Origin of the sequence: Corynebacterium sp. HFH0082 (genome assembly GCF_000411235.1) — a bacterium.
GTDB classification, from domain to species: Bacteria; Actinomycetota; Actinomycetes; order Mycobacteriales; family Mycobacteriaceae; genus Corynebacterium; species Corynebacterium jeikeium_D.
On sequence record NZ_KE150404.1, the window covers coordinates 2,101,991 to 2,124,727 of the forward strand.

Below are 22,737 nucleotides of genomic sequence, written 5' to 3' on the forward strand. Positions count from 1 at the left end.
AGGTGTTGCGTAGTCATGCCCGCTGCTTCCCCCACTCGTGCCCCCATTAATTCCCCGCGTCTGCGACGTGCGGTCACTCGTCCTCATAAGGGCTCCAAACCACGACTGACCATCATCGGCGCAGGCCTGTCCGGACTTACCGCCGCGCTCTACGCCATCGCCGATGGCTACGATGTCACCGTTGTCGAGCGGGGAAGTTTCGTCGGCGGACGCTGCGCCAGTGAACCCATCACAGTCGATATCGACGGGCAATCGCTCACCGCAGTCTTCGACACTGGCGCAACTGTATGGACCATGCCCTCGCTTGTCGACGATGCCCTAGCCGCCGTCGGCCTCCACGCGCGCGATATCGACCCGGGTTTTTCGGCCTCCCCAATCACGCCCACCTACCGTGCGGAATTTGCCACCCGCGGCGGACTCGACGTGTTTTCCAACGAAGACATGATGGCCGATGAACTCGCGCGCTTCGGTGCCTCTGACTCCACCGTCGCCGGTTACCGCAAACTTCGCACGTGGCTGCAAGCTCTCTTCAATGCCTGCTTCGAGAACTTCATGTCCCGCAGCTTTGACCGCGTTACAGACCTATTCACCGGGCCCGGCGCGCTTCGCGACCTCACTGCGCTCCTCCGACTCGGTGCCTTCGGCGCCCTCGAACCTAAGATTCGTGCCTTCCTCGGAGATAATGATCTCGCTCGCGTTTTCAGCTTCCAGGCGCTTTACGCAGGTGTACCTCCCGCTAAGGCCCGTGCGGTCTACGGCTGCATTTCCCACATGGATACCTCGATGGGGGTTTACTATCCGCACTCCCCCGCATTTGGTTCGGGTATAGGCGCCGTCAGCGAGTTGCTCGCCGAGGCCGTCCGTCGAGCTGGCGGAACCATCGACTTCGGCGTTGATGTCACTGGGCTGAAAGTCGACGAGGCAGGCTTTGTCTCCGCCATCACCACGGCAACTGGCGAGCGTCCCACCGATGCCGTCATCGCTACGACCGATTTACCTGTGGTGCAGAGCTGGCTTCACGACGCGAATACCTCTGCCGCCGGTAGCTTATCGAAGCGGCGAGGCCTTCGGAGCGTCGTAAAGCGGCCGGGAGCGCGACGGCTGTTCCCAGTTCGATTTTCCCCATCGGCGGTGGTGGCGCACGGACTGATTCCGGTTTTGGAGACTGCGACCTGGCCGAAGCGGCATCACCTGATTTCGTTTGGCGAAAAGTGGAACGAAACCTTTGAAGAGATCTCGTCACCGCGCCATGGAAAGCTAATGTCGGACCCATCATTGCTGGTCACCCGGCCTGCGGTGAGCGCGCCGGAGCGTATTGTCACAGATGCGAACGGCGTGCAGTGGGAGCCCGTCAGTGTGCTCGCGCCGTGCCCAAACTTGCAGTCGGCCAATCTGATCTGGTCACGAATCAGTGGGGACTACGTTGCGAAAATAACCGCTGAGCTGGAGCGGCGCGGACTGACCGGGATTTCTACGAAGTGGCGAGTCGGTCGGATCGATACCCCTCAGCAGTGGCAAGAACGCGACATGGGCGTTGGCTCGCCGTTTGGGCTGGCGCATCTGTTCCGACAGACGGGGCCGTTCCGTCCCCGCAACTTCTCTCCGAAGATGCCAAAGAATCTGACGCTGGCGGGATCGACGACGGTGCCGGGGGTTGGCGTGCCGACGGTCATGATTTCGGGACGACTTGCGGCACAGCGGTTTGAAACGCCTTAGCTCATGAATGTCTCCCGGATGTCTGCCGGTGGTCACTGACCAACTAGGATTAATGCATCAGCAATGTATCGATTGTTTAGGTTGACATGAAATTATCGCGGAGTGCTCAGCTGGGTGTCTACGGTGGCATCCTCATTGCTCTGGGCTCCTACGGTTCCGGTGCGAATCGCTACCGTGGCGGCCTTGTCCACGCTCTGGGACTCGACTGGATCACCTACGGTCACGGTCAGATTTTCTGTGAGATTGTGATTTGGGTAGGTATCGCCCTGCTGCTTATCTCGTGGCTGCGCATCGGGCGGGAACTGCTGTTCTCGAAGGGGACCATCCGGGACATTGTGGCCGGTTCTGCCCATGCTGGCGACGCAGCAGGCGCTGCGGTTCCAGCGAACGCTGGCGGCGATGAGTCCACGTTGCGTCTGTTCAATTCAATCCTGGTGGCCTGGGCAATTCCCCTCGCGCTGGCCGCACCGCTGTTCTCTCGCGATGTCTATTCGTATCTCATGCAGGGCGCGATGGTCCGCGATGGGTTTGATCCCTACACCGAGGGAGCTGCAGCTAATCCAGGGCCGATGCTGCTGGAGGTATCCGCAGATTGGCGGAATACCACCACCCCGTATGGCCCGCTGCATCTGGGAATTGGCGAGGTCATCACGCGGATTGTCGGCGACAACATCACCGTCGGCGTGATTCTCTACCGCATTGTGTGTCTGCTGGGCTTCGCCGCCATTGTCTGGTCGATCCCGCGAATCGCCCGGGAGCTTGGAGCAAATCCGGCTTTCGCACAGTGGCTCGGTGTGCTCAATCCACTGGTGCTACTGCATCTGATTGCGGGTATGCACAACGAGGCACTGATGGTCGGATTGGTCAGCCTGGCACTAGTTGCCGCACTGCACATGGAGCACATGCGGGGTGGCCTGGTCGCTGCTGTCCTCATCGGAATCGGCGTCGCGCTGAAAGCCACCGCTGTCCTGGCGCTTCCCTTCGTCGTGTGGATTGTGTTGACCAGGCGCGAGCCCATCGCCACGGTTCAAGAGATGCTGCGCAAGATTCCGGCGATTGCCGGTGTGGGCATCGTGTTGGTCGCAGTCTGCGTCGGCACGCTTGCAGTGGTGACGTGGCTGACCGGCTCGAGCTGGGGCTGGATTTCCGAGATCAGTGGCAATACCAAGGTGATTAACCCCCTGGCAGCACCGTCAGCGGTCGCTGGTGTGATCTCGGGCGTCATGGCGTGGTTCAACGACGACATCGGTTTCAATGTCATCGTCAGCCACACACGCGTGGTCTCCTCTATCATCATGCTGGTGGGACTCGTGATCTCCTGGTTCTACTTCCGAGCCACCCCTCGTAACAATGTCGCTGGCATGATTGCCGCCTACGTGGTGGCCTGCGTATTTAATGCCGTGGCACTTCCCTGGTACTACGCCAGCTTATTGACTCCCATGGGAACGATTCGCCCGCCACGATGGGTGATTCAAGGCACCGTGTTGTTCACATTCATCCTGTCGCTGTCCTTCGCCGGCGGCGGCAATCACCGCTTCTACGACGTGCCCTGGATGGTTATCATTACCGTTCTCGGCTGGCTGGCCGTCGGCTGGCTGACCACTGGAAAGTTCAGCTGGAAGTACCCGTGGCGCGACGATAAAACCGCCGCAGACACGGATTCCACGGTAGCGCCCCTATCGCGGTCGATCGAGGTCGCATAGTTGTCCATGCCCACCCCACAGCCTCTCTCGACAATCGCGCTGCCACAGTCCTACGAGCTCTGCCGCGATATTATGGCCTCCCACGGTCGCACGTATTCCCTGGCCACGCGACTATTGGCACCCCGCCAACAGCGTGCGGTGTGGTCTCTCTACGCCTGGGCACGCATCGTCGATGACTACGTCGACTGCCCCGCCGACGCCGACCGCTCCCCCACGCACATCGAAGCCACGGTCACACGTTTAAGCGAGCTTTTCCACTCAGCTGTCGTCATCGGTTCGCTTGACGACGTCCACCGCGACCGCGACCGTGCCGTCATCTCGGCGGCCGCACAGACTTTTCGCGACTACGACATCGATCCACAGCTCTCTGCGGACTTTGTTCACTCCATGTTGATGGACGTGCCCGACACATCGTGCCACATTGCGCATTTTGAAACATGGGAGCAACTCGACTCGTATATGTGGGGCTCCGCAGCAGTCATCGGCCTTGAGATGATGCCCATCCTAGGCACCCGCGCAGGGGTCTCCCGCGAGGAAGCCACTCCCTACGCAGAGCTCCTGGGAAAAGCCTTTCAGGTGACGAATTTCCTCCGCGACATCGCCGAGGATTTTCGCCGTGGCCGTATTTACCTACCACTGAATGAGTGGGAGGCCTTCGGAGTGGGTACCGAGGAGATCGGCTACTGTGCCGCCACGGGACAGACGACCCCGGCGGTACGTCAGGCATTGGCCTTCTTCATCGCTCGCAACCGCGCACTCTATGCCGAAGCCAGCAGCGGCGTGGACATGTTAGAGGTGCCAGGGCGTCAGGCTATCCGTGCCGCGGAGATTCTCTACTCAGACATTCTCGGCGAAATTGAGCGCATGAACTACAACGTCTTTGCGCAACGCGCTCAAGTGGGACGCGCTCGAAAAGCAAAAATCGCCCTCCCGCTGCTTTTCACAGCAGTGGCCGGGCGATTACGACAGGAGCTATCGCGGGCGTAGGACGGCGGGCGTAGGACGCCGTCCGGGTCTTTACAACGCCATAGCCTGTGCGCGGCGCATTACTTCGCGTGCAAGGTGACCGTGCAGGGCGTCCACCGGACGTCCAGGCAGAGATTCATCTTCGGTGAATAGCCACTCCAGCGTTTCTTCTCGCGTGTAGCCGCCGTCGGCAAGCAATGCGAGTGCGCCAGGTACAAAACGCGCGACCTCATCATCTTCAAAGAAGCGGGCGGGAATTTGTGCAATGCCGTCGCGGTGGACTGCAATAAGGCGACCCTCCTGCAGCAACGCGTGAATTCGGGTGACGGTGACGCCAATGAGGTCAGCGGCATCGGGCAGCGCAAGAGTGGGTTCGTCGGCGCTCAGGACATCGTGGCAAGTTGGAATCTTTCTCACACTGGTCACTTTAGCGCGTTGGCCTTGCAGTAGGTACGTCCCCATATACTTATTAGAAGCAACTGATTGGAACAGGGAAGGCTGGTTTATGTCGCAGCTTGTCGAGGGGCAGATTCTCGATGGTCGCTACCGCATCGGAGCCACCATCGCACACGGTGGCATGAGCACCGTGTACTGCGCCACCGATTTGCGGCTCGATCGCAGGGTGGCCGCAAAGGTCATGGATCCGCGTTTTGTCGACGACGAGTCTTTCCGCATCCGCTTCGAACGTGAGGCCCGCGCGGTCGCGCACCTCAATGACGAGTCGCTTGTCAACGTCTACGACCAGGGCACGGACCCGGCGGGGCATGTTTTCCTCATTATGGAATTCGTCGACGGTGGGACCCTCCGCGAACTGCTCCGTCAGCGCGGTCCGATGCCTCCGCATGCAGCTGCCGTCGTGATGCGCTCAGTTCTGCGCGCCCTATCGGTGGCGCATTCCCGCGGCATGGTGCACCGAGATATCAAGCCGGAAAATGTGCTGATTGCCTCGGACGGGCGAGTGAAGCTGGCGGACTTCGGTCTAGTGCGCGCGGCCGCTGATGCCAAGGTGACCTCTAACTCGGTCATCGTCGGCACCGTCGCTTATCTGGCTCCGGAGCAGGTCACGGGTGAATCCATCTCCCCTGCATCCGATGTGTATGCGGCGGGTATTTTGCTCTTTGAGCTGCTTACCGGCACCACGCCATTCATCGCCGATTCTTCGCTCGGCGTTGCCATGAAGCGATTGAACGAAGATGTCCCGCCACCCTCGGAGTTCATCGACGGCGTTCCCGAGGAGTTCGACGAGTTGGTCGCCCGCGCTTGTTCCCGCAGGCCGGAGGATCGGTTTGAGACGGCCGAGGAATTCGGTGACGCACTCGAAGACATTGCGGACAAACTCGCGCTGCCACCATTCCGCGTGCCGTCGCCCGTCAATTCAGCAGCCGCCAACGCTGCCGCCATGGAGGGGCTCACAGAGGACTTCCACCGACCGGGCAACGACCATTTCGATGACAGACACGGCACCGCAGAGACGGCACCCGAGCGCTTCGGTCACGACGGCTATGGCTTCTCGACGGACGCACCCGGTAGCCCCGTTTCTTCCCGACCACCGGGACCACCAAACGTTTTCGATGATTTCGACGACCCGGATGCGGGGCGGACACGCACTTTCGATCGCTATGACGAGTACAACCCCCCTGGCTGGGAATCCCCGGAGCCGTCTGGTGGAGCTCTCGTACCAGCCGACGTTCCAGGCGCTCCGGAATATCCGCTGCCGCCGGACACTCAGGGCCCACAGCACCCACAGCATCCGCAGCCGCGATCTGCTCAGACTCAGACGCCTAAGAGCCGTCGAGCTACCCGACAGCGGACGCGCCGTGGATGTGCATTGTGGCTGATTATCGCCCTGGTTGCCACGTTGGGCATGGGGCTTGGCGCATGGTGGCTGGGCTCTGGCCGTTACGGCGAAGTGCCCTCTATCACTGGGCTGTCGCAACCACAGGCGATGACCGCAATCAGTGAGGCGGGCTTTGAACCGGTGGTTGATGAGCGCTACGACAACGATGTCGCAGTGTCCCAGATTATTGGCTCGGACCCCCTGGCTGGAGCGCGGGTTGTCCGCGGTGATGATGTTCGCGTGCTGGTCAGCCTCGGCCGCCCGACAGTGCCCGCATATCCCGCGAACCACTCAAAGGAAGTATTCAGCGCTGCCCTAGCTAAGCGGACGTTGAAAGAAGAGGTCGGAGACCCCGTCTTTTCCGATGATGTCTCCACCGGCGGCTTGGTCTTTGCGGTTCCTGCTCCAGGACAGACCGTCGAAGTTGGCTCGGTTGTGACTGTGCATTACTCCAAGGGGCCAGCACCGGTGAAGGTGCCAAAAATCGTGGGCCTTCAAGAGGATGAAGCTCGTGAGCTGTTGAGTAAGGCCGGACTGGAAGTCCGGGAGGTATCGGCGGAGTTCTCCTCCTCTGCTGAGCCGGAAGAGGTTCTTTCCGTGTCTCCTGAGGAAGGCACTGGCCTCGAACGCGGTAGTTCTGTGACGTTGACCATTAACAACGGCATCGAAGTGCCCAATGTAGTGGGCAAGTCGGAAGATACTGCTCGCCAAATTCTGCAGCGCGAGGGCATTGAGGTAAGCGAAGTAAAGGACGCGTCCTCCTCCTCGCGCGACTACGGCCGTGTCGACGCAGTCTCACCGAGTGCAGGTCGTCTGGTTAACCCCAATGATGCGACTGTCACGCTGACCGTATCCAGAGCAGTGAAGGTTCCGCAGCTGCTGGGTAAAACTGTTGCGCAGGCACGTCGTGAAGCGGAGAAACAGCATCTTCAGCTCGACATCGACGGCTCTGCGAACGAGAACGATCGCATCGTATTGCAGTCACCCCGACCGGGCGCTAAGGCCACGGCGGGTGACAGCATTTCGGTCAGCACTCTGTAAAAAGTGCGGCGCGCTAATGAGTGCGGCGCTGCACTAGCTGGGCTAGTTGTACCTAGCTGAGCTGGTTGCAACTAGTTGCGCAGCATCTCGGCAACCAGGAAGGCCAGCTCCAGCGACTGCTGAGTGTTCAAACGCGGGTCACAAGCGGATGCGTAACGGCCTGGCAGGTCGACATCGGAAATGTCCTGCGCGCCACCGAGGCACTCAGTGACATCTTCGCCGGTCAGCTCCACGTGGATACCGCCCGGGTGCGAACCGATCGAGCGGTGCACCTCGAAGAAGCCCTGAACCTCGTCGACAATGCGGTCGAAATGGCGGGTCTTGTAACCATTGGAAGCCGAGTAAGTGTTGCCGTGCATCGGGTCGCACTGCCAAATGACCTTGTGACCAGAAGCTTCCACAGCCTCAACGATGGGAGGCAGCACGGAGCGAACCTTGTCATTGCCCAGACGCGAAGTCAGGGTCAGGCGACCAGGCTGGAAGAACGGGTCGAGCTTGTCGGCGTAAGCGACAGCCTCCTCCGGCGTGGTGGTCGGGCCAATCTTCACACCGACGGGGTTGCCAATCATGGCAGCCAGGTTGATGTGGAAGTCCTCAATGCCACGGGTGCGCTCACCAATCCACAGCTGATGCGCGGAGAGATTGAACAGCTCCTGGTTGCCATCGTTTTCAGAAAGGCGCAGCATAGCGCGCTCGTAGTCAACAACCAGCGCCTCATGCGAGCAGTAAATCTGCGCGGTCTGCAGGTTCGAGTCCGCAACACCACAGGCAGCCATGAACTGCAGTGCGTGATCAATCTCGCGTGCCAGGTCCTCGTAGCGGGCGCCAGCCGGCGAGTTGCTGACGAACTCACGGTTCCACTCGTGCAGACGGTGCAGGTCAGCGGTGCCCGAACCTGTCAGTGCACGTACCAGGTTCATCGCCGCAGAGGCATTGGCGTAAGCACGCACCATTCGAGCTGGGTCGTGAACTCGAGCTTCTTCGGTCGGCTCAACGCCGTTGACCATGTCACCGCGGTAGCTAAGCAAACCGTCGCCGTCGATATCCTTCGAGCGCGGCTTGGCGTACTGACCAGCGATACGAGCCATCTTTACGACCGGGGTGGATGCGCCGTAGGTCAGCACAACGGCCATCTGCAGCAAGGTCTTCACATTGGCGCGAATGTGCGGCTCAGTATTGGACTCAAAGGTCTCCGCACAATCGCCACCCTGCAACAGGAAGGCCTTACCATTAGCGACGTCGGCAAGCTCCTGACGAAGCTTACGAACCTCAGGCGCGACCACAATTGGCGGTACCGATTCGAGAATGCGACGTACGTTTGCAGCGGCGCGGGCATCCCAGCTTGGCTGCTGTAGGGCTTGGCGGGATACGACATCAGCAAAACGCTCAGCCATGTCGCCGGGAAGCGGTGGCAGATCGGGCAGGTCATCTACAGGGAGATCAATAGTCCAACTCACAGAAGTTCATTGTAGTGCCCCTGCCAGAAGGGTGTTAGTCAGGTCACCAAATATTCGAATTCCGCTGCTTAATCGAGCGGCAATTTCTGTGCAATCTTTTGAAACTTCAGCAGATTGTGCTGGGCATCTGCCAGCGCGTCGTGCTTACCTGCAGTCTGTTTCGGCAACCGTGGCTTACCCGCCATCTCCCAGTACTGCTTGAGTTCACGGGTATAACGTGGCATGAACTGCGGCAGCTTGGTCATATCACCCCAAAGCTGCACCAACGCAATGTGATCGTAGGCGCCTACCCAAGCCCACAGCTCTGGGCTGCCCGTACCGGGTTCGGTGAAAAATGCCAGCAGTTCCTCGCGGATCGTGTCCCGGTTCTTCCACAGCGGAGATGAGGGGTTGGGCAGCTGATTGAGCACATTGGCCCGAACCCACGGCCCGGCCTTGCTCTCATTGAACTCGGTAGACACCGCGTAGTACTCGCGGCCGTCCTCAGCTACGACACCGATGGAGACAAGATCAATAGTCTTGCCGTCTTCAATAAACTCGGTGTCATAAAAATAACGCACGGTGTGGAATCCTCTCCAGCCTCGGCCTCGCGTCGGCTACCTCGCGACCAAAAGACCGTGGAGCCCTACCGAGCAAATCTTACCCATGCACCGAATCGCCATAGGAAGTGTGCAGCCCCACTGTCGCGAAAACTATCTGCGCCTAATTATTCTAGCGAGCGCGTCGGAACCAGCGACGAGGGGTCGGCTTCGGCCCCGGAGCCGGAGTGGTCAGCTCTCCACCCGGCTCGGTTCCCGCTGGATAGCCGGTGCCGGCCTCCAAGGACTTCTTCACATCAGTCGCGTAAGCATCGACATATTCCTGACCCGAAAGCTTCTGAATTTCCTTAATCAGGTCATCCGTCAGCGCCCTGGCCGCTTCATACTCATCGCTGTACTTGGCTTTGTACTCCGACGGATCAATCGGATCGCCGATAATCGTTCCGACCTTCACCGGACGAGGAATCCACGAACCAATCGGGTTGGCCTTCTCCGTATCAATCATCGCCATTGGGAACACCGGCACACCGGACTCCAGCGCTACACGTGCCGCACCAGTTTTACCGCGGTACAGTCGACCATCCGGACTACGGGTGCCTTCCAAGGAAATGCCCAGCAGGTCACCGCGTGACAGCACCTTCAAGCCTGCGTTCAGCGCATCGCGAGCTGCATCACCAGAGGTACGGTCAATCGGCACCTGCCCCACCGAGGAGAAGAAGAACTTCTGGATACCGCCGACAAAGCCCGGCGTGGTGAAGTACTCCGCCTTCGCCAGGAACGTCAGCTGACGACGGCAGACCAGTGGGAAGAAAAAGTGATCCATCACAGCAAGGTGGTTCGACGCCATCAGCGCTGGACCTTCCTGAGGAATCTTCTCACCACCGATGTAGTACGGGCGATTATAGATCCGCAGCCAAGGGCCAATGAGGATGTACTTAAAGAACTTGTACCAGCGATTATTCACAGTTTAAAACTATACAGGTTCAGGTGGTCCGACGATCCATCTCCGCAGCCATTCCCCCACCTTTTCGCGGGCGAATTCCCCTACATTCCCCAATTAACGCTTTACGACGATGCCGCACCCTCGGCAGCCACAACGCTGCGCGCAATATCCGCCGCACCGATCAACCCAGCATCCGCACCTAGTTCAGCGACCCGCACATCCGCTACCGGACGATAGCCAGTACCGGTGAGATTGCGGGCAAACTCGGCCTTGGCCTTGTCCAGGTATAGATCAGACGCCGAGGCAACACCGCCACCGATAACAATCAATTCCGGATCAAAGACATCGCCCACCATCGACAGGCCACGCCCCAGCCAGGTAGCAAAGTCATCAATCGCAGCTAGAGCCAATTCATCCCCCTGGCGAGCAGCCGAGACGACATCGGTACCAGTTACCGAGCCGGCCACGAGCCCGTCGGTAAGCCGCGAGAAGTAGCGACCGGATTCAGAGAGTTCCTGAGCGGTGGTAACCAACGCCGTACCCGAGCAGTAACGCTCCAAGCAACCACGCTTTCCGCAGGAGCAGGGACGACCATCCGGCACAACGGTGAGGTGGCCGAATTCCGGCGCCGTGCCGTACGCGCCACGGTAAATCTCACCACCCTGCATCATCGCGCCGCCGATTCCCGTCCCCAGCGCAAACAGCACCCAATTATCCGCACCGCGAGCCGCACCAAAGCGATACTCACCCCAGGCGGCCGAGTTGGCATCGTGCTCAAGCTGCAGCGGACATGGGAGAAGCAAGGATAAACGCTTGACGACGTTCGCATCGCGCCACGGCAGATGCGGGGCAAAACGAACCGTCTGGCGGTCAGAATCCAAAAAACCAGCTACAGCTAAACCGATGGCGCTGACATCTGGAAAGCGTTCAACCAAGCGCTCGGATGTCTGGACAATGCCACGCTCAATGGCATCCACACTGCCATCAGAACTGGTCTGAACTCGATACAACACCTGCCCATCAGCGCTGACCACTGCAGCGCGCAGGTTTGTTCCACCAATATCAAAACCGATAGCCGGGCGATCAGCGGCGTCGGACTCGTCTGAGCTCGGATGAATCGGAATATCGGTGGACATAACAGTTGATTATAAAGGGATTGCGCAGGTTCGGAGAATTCGGCGAGCCCGAGCAGCCATGACCTCCCAGGTCCACGACTGCACAACATGCTCCCGACCACAGGCTCCCATCGCCGCCGCGCGCTCCGGATCATCCAAAATCTCAACCAGCCCGGTGGCGACGCTGCGCTTCGAGGCTCCGTCGACAACGATGCCAGTTTCGCCATCGATAACGGTCTCCGGAGCACCACCGGACTTGCCAGCTATGACAGGGACACCGCAGGCCTGTGCTTCCAAGTAGACAATGCCGAGGCCTTCTACATCGAGGCCACGTCCGCGAGTTCGGGCGGGCATGGCAAAAATGCTGGCCGCATTGTAATAGGCGGGGAGGTCATCATAAGAGACCTTGCCGGCAAAAATAACCTGCTCGGAGACCCCGAGCTTTACTGCCAGCTTTTCCAATTCTCGGTTCAACGGACCAACGCCGACGATCAGCAATCTGGCATCCGGGTGCTGCTCAAGAACCTTAGGCATGCTGCGAATCAGCATATCCTGCCCTTTTCGGCGGACTAGCCGAGAAATACAGACGATAAGCGGCTGGGATTCACCAATTCCGTGGTGCTGACGGATCTTCTGCCCAGCCTCGGGGTCCGGGGAGAATCGCTCGATATCGACACCGGAAGGCAGGCGTTCAAATGCTGTTTGCGGACCAAAGGCTGCCGCAAATCGACCACGGGTGTAGCGGGAAATATAGGTCACAACATCGGAGCTCTTACCAATGCGCCCCAGCATCTGGCGGGCCAAAGGCAGCATCGACCAGCCCACTTCATGTCCGTGAGTGGTAGCAACGATGCGGGCGGCACCTGCGCGACGGCATGCGTCGGCAAGCAAACCAAGTGGCGCGGCTGCACCAAACCAGACGGTGTCAATGCGTTCGGTGCGAATAATCTGAGCGGCGCGACGAGCTACGTGCGGCAGTGGCAGCAGCACGGAATCACGCATGCGATAAACACGGTACGGTAGCGACTCGTCGTAGGCGCGGAGCTTTTCTTTAGGAGCTCGCGAGGACGCGAGGACTACGAGGTTCTCCGGATCCAAACGAGCACAGAAATCACGCAGGTAGGACTCGATTCCACCATCGCGAGGCGGGAAGTCATTCGTAATGAGCAGTACGCGCGCAGACATGGAGCCGAGTTTATCTACCTTGACTAAAAGGACGCGAGGCCACCTGCCGCTAGTTAGAAGCGGACAGCGCCTTGGTACGGGCCACCCTGGTCGATGGAAACGACCTGGACTGGAATACCGTAGTCGGAAGCATGGACAATCTGACCATTGCCGATGTACATGCCCACGTGCGTGATTCCCGGGTAGTAACCGATGATGTCGCCCGGCTGCAGCTGGTCGCGGCTCACCGGAGTACCACCGGCGAGCTGCGCCTGCGAGGTCCGCGGGATGGACTTACCAATCTGCTGGTACGCCCAGTACATCAGACCCGAGCAATCGAACTCAGAGGGACCAGCAGCTCCCCACGAGTACGGGGAGCCCAGCTTCGACAGAGCGGCATCAACTGCGGCGGAAGATCCGAACAGTTTGTCCAACCCTTCGGTAATTGGGTTGTTCTTGGAAATCCAAATTTCCCGCTGTTCGGGGCTCAGCGATTCAACCATGGACTTGACATGCTCGGCGCGCTCATCAAATTCGGCGCTGCGCTTGTCCAAATCATCGCGGCGCTTGGCCAGGTCATCGAGCTGCTTGCGGATATCGTCCTGCAGACGCAGCGCATTGGCCTTACCATCCTCGGCATCCTTGCGGGCTTGCACCGCACGGCTGACAACTTCATCGTTGTCGCGGAACATCTTGTTGATGTAACCGGCACGGTCGATAGCGTCCTGAGCACTGGCAGATCCCAGGGCGGCCGACAATGGGTCGACGATTTCACCACGCATCCGCTTCTTCGCGAAGTAAGAAATCTCACCAGAGAGCGCCTTGAGGTCATCCTGTGCTCGGAGAACCTGATCCTCAGAGTGCTTCAGCTCCCCCTCGGCGTGCCGGAGTTCCTCTTCCTTGGCCTGAACCTGGGAATCCAGCTCGGTAACTTCCTCAGAAACCGCTTCGGTATCCCGAGAAATCTTCTCCAGCTCTGCAATAATGCCGTCTGCAGTAGCCAGATCCGGGGCTGGCTGTTCATCCTGTGCAGAGGCAATCGGCGCCAAACCTACGGCGCCAAAGGTTAGCCCAGTCACGACCGTAAGCCCGACTACACCGCGACGAGAGTTGTGGCGACGACGAGAGACACGGTGACGCGACAAATCCAAACCCTTTTCAAGTTGTGTATTCAAATTTCTTCCCCGAAAAACAAAACATCAAACCACTTGACGCATTCGAGCAAATTGTAGCAGCCTTGCCGCGGAACAACACACCGACAAACCGCCAGCGCAAAGGGGTATCCAAAGGGAGTAACCAGGATAGCCCTTCGACTCCACGCATTGCGTAACCGCAGTAGAAAAACAAAAAATGAGGCGAGCGCCCCTATAGTGCTTTACGACGCGCATAGCGTCAGCACCCGGGCGCTCGCCTCAGTGCCCCTCAGTAAAAAGAGAGCCAAGGCTCTGCGGGACATCAAGGCCCCGCAGGTTGTCATCCGTTCAAACAGATTAGAAGCGGACGAAGTTGTGAACCGGCATGTAGTTCATCGGAGCTTCCTTGACGACATCGCCGGACTGCGGAGCGTGAATCACGTTGCCGTTGCCGGAGAAGATGCCGACGTGGGTAGCGCCAGAGTAGAAGGAAACGATGTCACCCAGTGCCGGGCTGGAGACCGCGGTGCCCTGGGAAGCCTGCGCCTGGGAGGTGCGCGGAATCGACTTACCGACCTGCTGGTATGCCCAGGAGGTCAGACCGGAGCAGTCGAAAGAGTTCGGACCGGTAGCGCCCCACACGTACGGGGAACCGATCTTGGAACGTGCAGCGGAGACGATAGCCGAGCCGGTGGACGGTGCTGCAACGTTTGCAACGCTGCCGGAGGTAACCTCACCTGCGACGTCATTGAACTTGCCAACAACATCCTGCAGACCTGCAACCTGCGGGGTATCGAAGCCGTTCAGTGCGCCCTGGATGTCGTTCAGCGGGTTAGCGTTAGCGGTCGGAACTGCGAGAGCGGTAACGCCGGCGACGGTTGCGCCAAATGCGACTGCGTTGCGTGCAAAGTTAGAACGGCGGTGGTGCTTGCCCATTGTTTTGAAACTCCAAAATCTTCCTGTTTAGCCGACCGGGTTAGCTGACGGGTTCGGAAGAATGGAAGACTTCCTACCCTCCGGGATTTCCCTTTGGGATTCACCCCATGGTTCGAGGTGGGTCCCCGGCTCGAATCCCCTGAGGCTCTCACTACTTAGAACCTCAGGACCTTCGATAAGGCTCTGTGTTTTCTTATCAATGACCGGCACCAACTCAGTGGCCCCGTTTCAATGTCTCGATAAGGTTACGAAATGGCATCAAGTTTTGTCTAGCCGTTTGTCCAGAAAACCGCTCGAGGCCCGGTTGTTACCATCGATAGAACTAAACCGTTACCAAGCTGTTACAACTAGACACTCCCCTATAGCAGAATAATAACAGTTTGATAAACGCGCCACTACCTGGCATTTTGAAGTCCGCCGAGAACTTTACACTTAACGCCTTAAAGTCGACACATTTTTATCGCGGGCTCAAAACGTGTTTTATGTCACACTCCAACTTGTAGCGGCTCAATTTGCTCAAGTTTCACAGTTTTAACACCGCTAGGGGCGCTCAGAATAGGATTATTGATGTGGATTCAGGACAACAGCACTTCCCTCTCGAAGGCACCGTCGATGATTCTCTTTTCAACACCACCTTTGTCGTCGTAGACCTAGAAACGACTGGACTGAAGGCCAAGAACGACCACATCATTGAAATTGGGGCCATCAAAACCCGTGGCGGTAAGACGATTGGCACCTTTTCCAGCTTCATCGACCCCGGCATGGAGATTCCCGACCACATCACATCTCTCACCGGCATCACTACCGCCGATGTTGAAACTGCACCACAGCTCGGCACAGTTATTACTCAGTTCCTCGAATTTGCCCGGGGAAGCGTCTGGGTTGCGCATAATGCCAAGTTCGATATTGGATTCCTCCGCCAGGCTTGCACAGATTTGGGCCTAGATTGGCCGAGCCCCAGTGTCGTAGACACTCTCACGTTGGCGCGTCGCGTCCTCGACCGCTCACAAGTTGGCAGTTTCAAGCTCTCACAGCTCGCACGGTACGTCGGTTCTCCGAATCGCCCTACCCACCGGGCGCTTGACGACGCAATCGCAACCGTCGACGTCCTTCACTACCTCATGGAGAGACTAGCTGGCGATGAAGTACAAACAGCGTCCGAGCTAGTGCACTACTCGCCCACCGTCGCTCCAGAGGTTCGTGCTAAACGGCACCTTGCCGATGGAGCTCCGCACACCCCTGGTGTCTATGTTTTTCGGTCAAGAAATGACGACCCCTTATATATAGGTACAGCTCTCGATTTGCGACGTAGACTTCTGCAGTATTTCAACGGCACTGATTCTCGTCGCAAGATTACGGAAATGGTCTCTCTAGCCGAACGCGTCGAGATCATCGAGTGCCCGCACGGCTTCGCTGCAGAAATCCGCGAGGCTCGTCTGATCTCTGCACTCCGTCCGCCCTACAACCGACAACGCACCGAACCAACCCGCGGCTGGTACATCGTCCCCACTAGCCCCGGTCGGCCTGCCAAGATTAGCCGGACAGTCACCGACGCCCGCAGCCTAGGTCCTTTCCGCACGCGCGACACCGCTACCGCCATCCGCGACAGGTTCTCTGCGCTTAACGACGACTTTGCGATAACAACCACCCAGATCTCTACCACCGGTTCCAACGAGATCGCAGACATGATTGCAGAGATATCAGCACTTGCCGAAGCACACCGCTTCCAACGCGCGGCAGTGCAGCGTGACCGCACTGCGGAGTTCATTATCAGCTTGGACAAGCAGCAGCGCCTGAGCATGCTTGCCGCCATCCCATCTCTGCAAGCCGCTTTCCCCGATGGCAATGGAGGCTGGCACCTAGCGGAAATTCGCTACGGCAGGTTGGCCGGCGCCAGCACCGCACCACGTGGCGCGGATATGAACTACATCATCGACCTCATGGAGAGTTCGGCCCAAACAGTCACTCCAGATGACTCCTTATATAAAGGAGCATCAATTGATGAACTCAGTATTATCTGGAAATGGCTGCAGCGCCCGGAGGTACGAATAAAGCCCACCGGAGGCGAGTTTTCCTACCCTAGGCTGGGCGCAGGAAAATACCTTCAGTGGGCAATTGACGCGCAGCAAGCACGTCGTGAAGCGCGACGCGAACCTTAACCCCTCATCGCCGCGGTAAGGATATCCAAGCACAGCCCCGACTGGAGCGTTTCCTTGACCTCTTCAATGGAGTCGGCCATAGCTTCCTTTAGTGGACGGCCACTCAGACCACGCGAAATGGCGATTGCGGCGGCGGAGTTAAGGATGACTGCATCGCGAATCGGACCTTCGAGCTCGCCAGCCCAAATGCGACGTGCAACATCAGCGTTGTAAGCAGGGTCACCGCCACGCAGCGCGTCAATTTCGGAGTACTCCATGCCATAGTCATGTGGATCGATGACATCTTCGGCAACTCCACCGTTTTCCACAATAAAGACCTTGGTGGGGCCAGTAACGGTAATCTCGTCGAGGCCATCGCTTCCGCGAACCACCAGCGCGCGCTGACCACGGCGGGCGAAGGTGTCCGCCATCGTCTCCATCTGATCTTCGAAGGCACAGCCAATCAAGCTCGCCTGCGGGCGTGCTGGATTCGTCAGCGGCCCCAACAGGTTGAAGACTGTCGGAACCGCTAGCTCCTTACGCACAGGTCCAGCGAAGCGCATGGCCGGATGAAAGCGAGCGGCAAAGAGGAAGCGCACGTAGAAATCCGGATGTTCCGGAGAAGTAACGAGACCGTTCTCAATGTCGATGCCAAAGGCCTCCAGCATGTCAGCTCCGCCCGACTTCGAAGAAGCCGCGCGGTTACCGTGCTTGAGCACCGGCACACCACTGGCAGCGATAACAATCATGGACATCGTGGAGATGTTGACGGTATTTGCGCCATCACCACCGGTGCCGACGATATCGACTGCTCCACGCTCAATAACACCGGCGAGCTGTGGATCATGAACTGGGCGGGCAAATGAAAGCATGCCTTCAGCCGCAGCATCGAGCTCGGCAGCCGTAATCCCCTTGGCGAGGAGACCGAAAGCAAACGTTGCGGTCTGCACGTCTCCGGAAGCACCAGACATGATCTGATCCATGGCGAATCGAATGCCCTCACCGGAAACTTCGCGGCCAGCGCCAATCGTGGAGAGAACATGGCGCCAGTTCTCGACCGCCCTCTTATCGCCGATCTCGCTCATCGCCACTCCCTTCCACTAGATAGTCAAGTCTGTACCCGTACAGTATTAATACAACTGCACCTAGGTACTACTGGTTATCCGGTCCACCAGGTGCACCACATCACAGGGCTTTTGAAAAATCCCACCGTGATGTACGTAATAAGATAAGATACCTCCCCCATATATCCAGCGCATCACCAGGTCCACCTTTTGCGTTCGCCGAAAATCTCACCCCCATTGGGGCAACTGGAAAAATACGATATTAAATAGAGCCGAACCTGCGATAAACTAACCGACAGCTGATGCCGCAGTATCGCAAACCCAGGTTCACCGGAGGTGAACCTGGCAGTCCAGGGGGGGATGGACACCGCGCAACTCAGCACAACCAAACCCTCGAATTCACCCGCGTCGGATAAAGACACCGGAAAGTTCCCAACAGGGGGAAAAATTAGTGAAATTCTCAGAAACCTTTCCTCGCGACCTGGGATTTTAGGAATTTTTATACAAAAACGGGGGTTGCAACGTGACTACTCCTTAAGAACAGTACATACTGTTAGTTGTGACGAGCGCAGTTGAAAATCAAGGTATGACAGCACCACGTCGTGCTGCGACACTGAACCGACCGAATATGGTCAGTGTCGGCACGATTGTGTTCCTGTCTCAGGAATTAATGTTCTTCGCCGGTCTGTTCGCGATGTACTTCGTGTCACGCGCGAACGGCCAGGGCGATTCGTGGGATTGGGGTACCGGCCACCTCAATGTCCCGTACGCACTATTGATCACCGTGATCCTAGTGTCGTCTTCGTTCACTGCCCAGTGGGGCGTGTTCGCGGCCGAGCGTGGCGACGTTTTCGCACTCCGTAAGTGGTACGCACTGTCTACCGCCCTGGGTGCAATCTTCCTCGTCGGCCAGGCTTACGAGTACTTCACACTGGTTAGCCACGGTCTGACCATTCAGAACTCCATTTACGGTTCGGTCTTCTTCATCACCACCGGATTCCACGCAGCCCACGTCCTCGCGGGTGTGCTGGCTTTCGTTGTGGTGCTTATCCGTACCTCCAAGGCGAAGTTCACCCCGGCACAGGCCACTGCTGCCATCGTGGTCTCGTACTACTGGCACTTCGTCGACGTCGTGTGGATTGGCCTGTTTATCACCATCTACTTCATCCAGTAGGCCGTATTGGCCGTCCTTTGTTTAGTACGGCCTACAGCCCATCCACTTTCCACGAACAGTATTAAAGGGAAAAAGATGGAAAACACTACCTCCGAAACCAAGGACACCACGTCCTTGGCTGCGGCCCCGAAGTCAAAGGGCCGCCGCAAGATGCGCCGTACTGCCTCCGGCATTATGGCTATGGCTCTCGCCCTCACCGGCGCGGGCTTCCTCGCTAATGCTCTGACCCCTGATGCACAGACGGCTACTGCTCAGCAGGATGAAGCCGCAATGATTCAGCAGGGCAAGGAGCTTTACGACGTTGCTTGTATTACTTGCCACGGCGCCAACCTTCAGGGCGTTAAGGACCGCGGCAAGTCGCTGATCGGCGTCGGCGAAGGCTCGGTTTACTTCCAGGTTCACTCCGGTCGTATGCCGATGCTCCGCAACGAGGCTCAGGCAGCACGTAAGACCCCGCGTTACTCCGAAGAGCAGACGCTGGCTATCGCAGCCTACGTCCAGGCTAATGGCGGCGGCGCCGGCATCGTCCGCGACGAGGACGGCTCCATCGCTATGGAGTCGCTACGCGGTAAGAACGCTGGCCCGAACGGTGAGCTTGACAAGGCTGACGTTGCTCGCGGTTCCGAGCTGTTCCGCCTGAACTGTGCATCCTGCCACAACTTCACCGGTCGTGGCGGCGCACTGTCCAGCGGTAAGTACGCACCGGTCCTGGATCCTGCAAATGAGCAGGAAATCTACCAGGCCATGCTGACCGGCCCGCAGAATATGCCGAAGTTCTCTGACCGCCAGCTGTCTGCTGACGAGAAGAAGGACATCATCGCCTACATCAAGAACGCCAAGGAAACTCCGACCCCGGGTGGTTGGGGCATTGGTGGCATCGGCCCAGTTGCTGAGGGCCTTGTCATGTGGATTGTAGGCATTGTCGCTCTCGTAGCGGCCGCTCTTTGGATTGGATCCCGCCGATGAGTAATAACGAAAACAAGAAGTACAGCTCCGAAGAGCTGTCGAAGATGAGCAATGCGGATCTCGCTCGTCTGGGTGCTGAACTCGATGACGTGACCATTGCTTACCGCAAGGAACGCTTCCCGATTGCCAACGACCCGGCTGAAAAGCGCGCGGCTCGTGGTGTCACCATCTGGCTGGCACTGTCGGTCATTCTTGGCCTGGCATTCATCGCCATCTACCTGTTCTACCCGTGGCACTACAAGGGGCACGGCGAAGAGGGTCTGTGGCTGTACACTATGTACACCCCGCTGCTGGGTATCACCATCGGTGGCTGCATCGTCACCCTGGGTATTGGTGCAGTTAAGTTCACCAAGCGCTTCATTCCGGAAGAGATTTCGGTTCAGCGCCGCCACGATGGTCCGTCCGAAGAGGTCGACCAGAAGACCATCGTTGCCCTGCTGAACGATTCTTGGCAGACCTCCACCCTGGGTCGTCGCTCCGCTATCAAGGGCCTCCTTGGTACCGGCGCCGTCCTGGCTGGTATCGGCATGATCCTTCCGCTTGGCGGCATGATTAAGAACCCGTGGAAGCCACGCTACGACGTTGACGTCACTGGTGACGGCACCCTGTGGACCACTGGCTGGACTCTCGTCGAGAAGGGCCACAAGGTTTACCTGGGTCGCGACACCGGCGCTATCGCTGAAGAGGGCGTACACGGCTACACCACTAAGGGCGTTTCCCGCCTGGTTCGCCTCCGCCCAGAGGACCTGTCCGCAGGTTCCATGGAGACCGTCTTCCCTCTTCCGGAGGAGGACGTCAACGACGGCGACAAGTACTCCAAGGATGCTGATGTCTACGAGGCACACATGCACTCGATTCACGGCTCCCGCAACTCGGTCATGCTGATCCGTCTGCGTTCCCAGGACGCTGAAAAGGCAATCCTGCGCAAGGGTCAGGAAGACTTCCACTACGGCGACTACTTCGCCTACTCGAAGATTTGTACACACATCGGTTGCCCGACTTCTCTGTACGAACAGCAGACGAACCGTATTCTCTGCCCATGCCACCAGTCGCAGTTCGATGCACTGCACTACGGCAAGCCGGTCTTCGGTCCAGCTGCTCGCGCTCTTCCAGAGCTGCCGATCAGCGTTGACGAAGAAGGCTACATGTACGCAGAGGGCAACTTCATTGAGCCCGTCGGTCCGGCATTCTGGGAGCGTCAGTCATGAGTAATCCAACGAAACTAGCAACCGCTGCTAAGAATATGGATGACCGCTACACCCTGTCTGGCGGCATGCGTAAGCAGCTCAATAAGGTATTCCCTACCCACTGGTCCTTCCTGCTGGGCGAGATTGCACTCTACTCCTTCGTAGTCCTGCTCTTCTCGGGTGTTTACCTGACTCTGTTCTTCGACCCGTCGATGTCGAAGGTCATTTACGACGGTGCCTACGCGCCGCTCAACGGTGTCGAGATGTCTCGCGCCTACGAGACCGCCCTGCAGATCTCCTTCGAGGTTCGCGGTGGCCTGTTCATTCGCCAGATTCACCACTGGGGTGCTCTGCTGTTCGCCGTGTCCATCATGGCGCACATGTTCCGCATCTTCTTCACCGGCGCATTCCGCAAGCCGCGTGAGGCTAACTGGGTCATCGGTTCCATCCTCCTGCTGCTGTCCGTGGCAGAGGGCTTCATGGGTTACTCCCTGCCGGACGACCTGCTTTCCGGTGTTGGTCTGCGTATTATGTCCGCAATCATCATCGGTCTGCCGATTATCGGCACCTGGCTGCACTGGATGATGTTCAACGGCGACTTCCCGGGTGACATGATTATCCCGCGCCTGTACATTGCACACGTGCTGATTCTCCCGGCCCTGCTGCTGGGTCTGATTGCCGCTCACCTGGCTCTGGTCTGGTACCAGAAGCACACCCAGTTCCCTGGCGCAGGTCGTACCGAGAACAACGTCGTCGGCGTTCGTATTCTCCCGATCTTCGCAGTCAAGTCCGTTTCCTTCGGCCTGATTACGTTCGGCTTCCTGGCGCTATTCGCTGGTATCTTCCAGATCAACGCAATTTGGAACCTTGGCCCGTACAACCCGGCGCAGGTTTCCGCTGGTTCCCAGCCGGATATCTACATGCTGTGGACTGACGGTGCTGCCCGTGTCATGCCGCCGTGGGAGCTTTACTTGGGCTCTTACACGATCCCGGCAGTCTTCTGGGTCGCCCTGCTCTGTGGTGTTCTGGTTGTCCTGCTCTTCGCTTACCCGTTCATCGAGGCGAAGATCACCGGCGACAACGCCCACCACAACCTGCTGCAGCGTCCGCGCGACGTGCCGGTTCGCTCCGGCCTGGGTGCCATGGCTTTGGTCTTCTACACCCTGCTGACTCTGTCCGGTGGTAACGACCTGATCGCATACCACTTCCAGATCTCGCTGAACGTGATGACCTGGGTTGGCCGTATCGGTCTGATCATCCTGCCTCCGATCGCTTACTTCGTCACTTACCGAATCTGCATCGGCCTGCAGCGCTCTGACCGCGCTGTCCTGGAGCACGGCATCGAGACGGGCATCATCAACCAGCTACCTGATGGTTCCTTCATCGAGGTCCACCAGCCACTGGGTCCGGTCGACGAGCACGGCCACGCCGTTCCGCTCGAGTACCAGGGTGCTTACGTCCCGAAGACCATGAACGAACTGGGCGCCGCTGGTAGCCCGGGTCGCGGTAGCTTCTTCAGCCCGGACTCCCCGGAGATCGCCGAAGAGGCAGCTCGTATCGAGCACGAGAACCACGAGCAGCAGGCTCAGATGTTCCGTGACCTCGAAGCTCAAAACGCTGAAGAGCGTCGCCAGCTCGAGCAGTAAAGTTCCGCGGTA

At 58.5% G+C, this 22,737-nt stretch carries 18 protein-coding genes and 1 riboswitch; of the genes, 9 read left to right on the plus strand and 9 right to left on the minus strand.

Annotated elements, in window-relative coordinates:
- Positions 1-15 precede the first annotated feature (15 nt).
- The 3 genes from crtI (at position 16) to HMPREF1206_RS09060 (ending at position 4,406) form a co-directional block, all read left to right on the plus strand.
- Positions 16-1,716, plus strand: coding sequence for a phytoene desaturase family protein (gene crtI / locus HMPREF1206_RS09050; protein ID WP_016423014.1), 1,701 nt, complete (start codon positions 16-18; stop codon positions 1,714-1,716).
- Positions 1,717-1,802: 86 nt separating this feature from the next.
- The gene (locus HMPREF1206_RS09055) at positions 1,803-3,419 is read left to right on the plus strand and encodes an alpha-(1->6)-mannopyranosyltransferase A (protein ID WP_016423015.1); all 1,617 of its coding nucleotides are present in this window, start codon (positions 1,803-1,805) and stop codon (positions 3,417-3,419) included.
- A gap of 6 nt (positions 3,420-3,425) precedes the next feature.
- Complete coding sequence (locus HMPREF1206_RS09060) at positions 3,426-4,406, plus strand: phytoene/squalene synthase family protein (protein ID WP_016423016.1); 981 nt, start codon at positions 3,426-3,428, stop codon at positions 4,404-4,406.
- Positions 4,407-4,436: 30 nt separating this feature from the next.
- Here HMPREF1206_RS09060 and HMPREF1206_RS09065 read toward each other — a convergent pair whose 3' ends face one another.
- A complete protein-coding gene (locus HMPREF1206_RS09065; protein WP_005510311.1) occupies positions 4,437-4,811 on the minus strand; it encodes an Rv2175c family DNA-binding protein in 375 nt (124 codons plus the stop codon).
- A 79-nt stretch (positions 4,812-4,890) separates the two neighbouring features.
- On the opposite strand from HMPREF1206_RS09065, the gene HMPREF1206_RS09070 reads away from it, so the two are divergent.
- Positions 4,891-7,263, plus strand: coding sequence for a Stk1 family PASTA domain-containing Ser/Thr kinase (locus HMPREF1206_RS09070; RefSeq protein ID WP_016423017.1), 2,373 nt, complete (start codon positions 4,891-4,893; stop codon positions 7,261-7,263).
- A gap of 71 nt (positions 7,264-7,334) precedes the next feature.
- Here HMPREF1206_RS09070 and HMPREF1206_RS09075 read toward each other — a convergent pair whose 3' ends face one another.
- The 7 genes from HMPREF1206_RS09075 to HMPREF1206_RS09105 all read right to left on the minus strand — a co-directional run bounded on the left by HMPREF1206_RS09075 (position 7,335) and on the right by HMPREF1206_RS09105 (position 14,550).
- Complete coding sequence (locus tag HMPREF1206_RS09075; RefSeq protein WP_005510339.1) at positions 7,335-8,720, minus strand: class II 3-deoxy-7-phosphoheptulonate synthase; 1,386 nt, start codon at positions 8,718-8,720, stop codon at positions 7,335-7,337.
- Between the two features lie 68 nt (positions 8,721-8,788).
- Positions 8,789-9,280 carry a polyadenylate-specific 3'-exoribonuclease AS gene (locus tag HMPREF1206_RS09080; RefSeq protein WP_016423018.1) on the minus strand — a complete coding sequence of 164 codons (492 nt, stop codon included), beginning with the start codon at positions 9,278-9,280 and terminating at the stop codon, positions 8,789-8,791.
- A 151-nt stretch (positions 9,281-9,431) separates the two neighbouring features.
- Positions 9,432-10,223 (minus strand): 1-acyl-sn-glycerol-3-phosphate acyltransferase, encoded by a 792-nt coding sequence (locus HMPREF1206_RS09085; protein ID WP_016423019.1) that lies wholly within the window; start codon positions 10,221-10,223, stop codon positions 9,432-9,434.
- A 101-nt stretch (positions 10,224-10,324) separates the two neighbouring features.
- Positions 10,325-11,338: an ROK family glucokinase gene (locus HMPREF1206_RS09090; RefSeq protein ID WP_016423020.1), complete on the minus strand. Its 1,014-nt coding sequence runs from the start codon at positions 11,336-11,338 to the stop codon at positions 10,325-10,327.
- Between the two features lie 9 nt (positions 11,339-11,347).
- Complete coding sequence (locus tag HMPREF1206_RS09095) at positions 11,348-12,502, minus strand: glycosyltransferase family 4 protein (protein WP_016423021.1); 1,155 nt, start codon at positions 12,500-12,502, stop codon at positions 11,348-11,350.
- A 53-nt stretch (positions 12,503-12,555) separates the two neighbouring features.
- Entirely contained in the window at positions 12,556-13,626 is a 1,071-nt protein-coding gene (locus HMPREF1206_RS09100; RefSeq protein ID WP_367158217.1) for an NlpC/P60 family protein, read from the minus strand.
- Between the two features lie 345 nt (positions 13,627-13,971).
- Complete coding sequence (locus HMPREF1206_RS09105) at positions 13,972-14,550, minus strand: C40 family peptidase (RefSeq protein ID WP_016423023.1); 579 nt, start codon at positions 14,548-14,550, stop codon at positions 13,972-13,974.
- A 14-nt stretch (positions 14,551-14,564) separates the two neighbouring features.
- Positions 14,565-14,707, minus strand: a riboswitch (cyclic di-AMP (ydaO/yuaA leader).
- Positions 14,708-15,119: 412 nt separating this feature from the next.
- On the opposite strand from HMPREF1206_RS09105, the gene HMPREF1206_RS09110 reads away from it, so the two are divergent.
- Positions 15,120-16,709, plus strand: coding sequence for a DEDD exonuclease domain-containing protein (locus tag HMPREF1206_RS09110; protein WP_016423024.1), 1,590 nt, complete (start codon positions 15,120-15,122; stop codon positions 16,707-16,709).
- Here HMPREF1206_RS09110 and trpD read toward each other — a convergent pair.
- Positions 16,706-17,773 (minus strand): anthranilate phosphoribosyltransferase, encoded by a 1,068-nt coding sequence (gene trpD, locus HMPREF1206_RS09115; protein WP_016423025.1) that lies wholly within the window; start codon positions 17,771-17,773, stop codon positions 16,706-16,708. The genes HMPREF1206_RS09110 and trpD overlap by 4 nt on opposite strands.
- A gap of 538 nt (positions 17,774-18,311) precedes the next feature.
- Here trpD and HMPREF1206_RS09120 point away from each other — a divergent pair.
- The 4 genes from HMPREF1206_RS09120 to HMPREF1206_RS09135 all read left to right on the plus strand — a co-directional run bounded on the left by HMPREF1206_RS09120 (position 18,312) and on the right by HMPREF1206_RS09135 (position 22,725).
- The gene (locus HMPREF1206_RS09120; protein WP_088611596.1) at positions 18,312-18,926 is read left to right on the plus strand and encodes a heme-copper oxidase subunit III; all 615 of its coding nucleotides are present in this window, start codon (positions 18,312-18,314) and stop codon (positions 18,924-18,926) included.
- A 75-nt stretch (positions 18,927-19,001) separates the two neighbouring features.
- Positions 19,002-19,892, plus strand: coding sequence for a c-type cytochrome (locus HMPREF1206_RS09125; RefSeq protein WP_016423027.1), 891 nt, complete (start codon positions 19,002-19,004; stop codon positions 19,890-19,892).
- Positions 19,889-21,100 (plus strand): ubiquinol-cytochrome c reductase iron-sulfur subunit, encoded by a 1,212-nt coding sequence (locus tag HMPREF1206_RS09130; protein ID WP_016423028.1) that lies wholly within the window; start codon positions 19,889-19,891, stop codon positions 21,098-21,100. The genes HMPREF1206_RS09125 and HMPREF1206_RS09130 overlap by 4 nt, the downstream gene beginning before the upstream one ends.
- Positions 21,097-22,725: a cytochrome bc complex cytochrome b subunit gene (locus HMPREF1206_RS09135; RefSeq protein ID WP_016423029.1), complete on the plus strand. Its 1,629-nt coding sequence runs from the start codon at positions 21,097-21,099 to the stop codon at positions 22,723-22,725. Before HMPREF1206_RS09130 ends, HMPREF1206_RS09135 begins: the two co-directional genes overlap by 4 nt.
- Positions 22,726-22,737 lie beyond the last annotated feature (12 nt).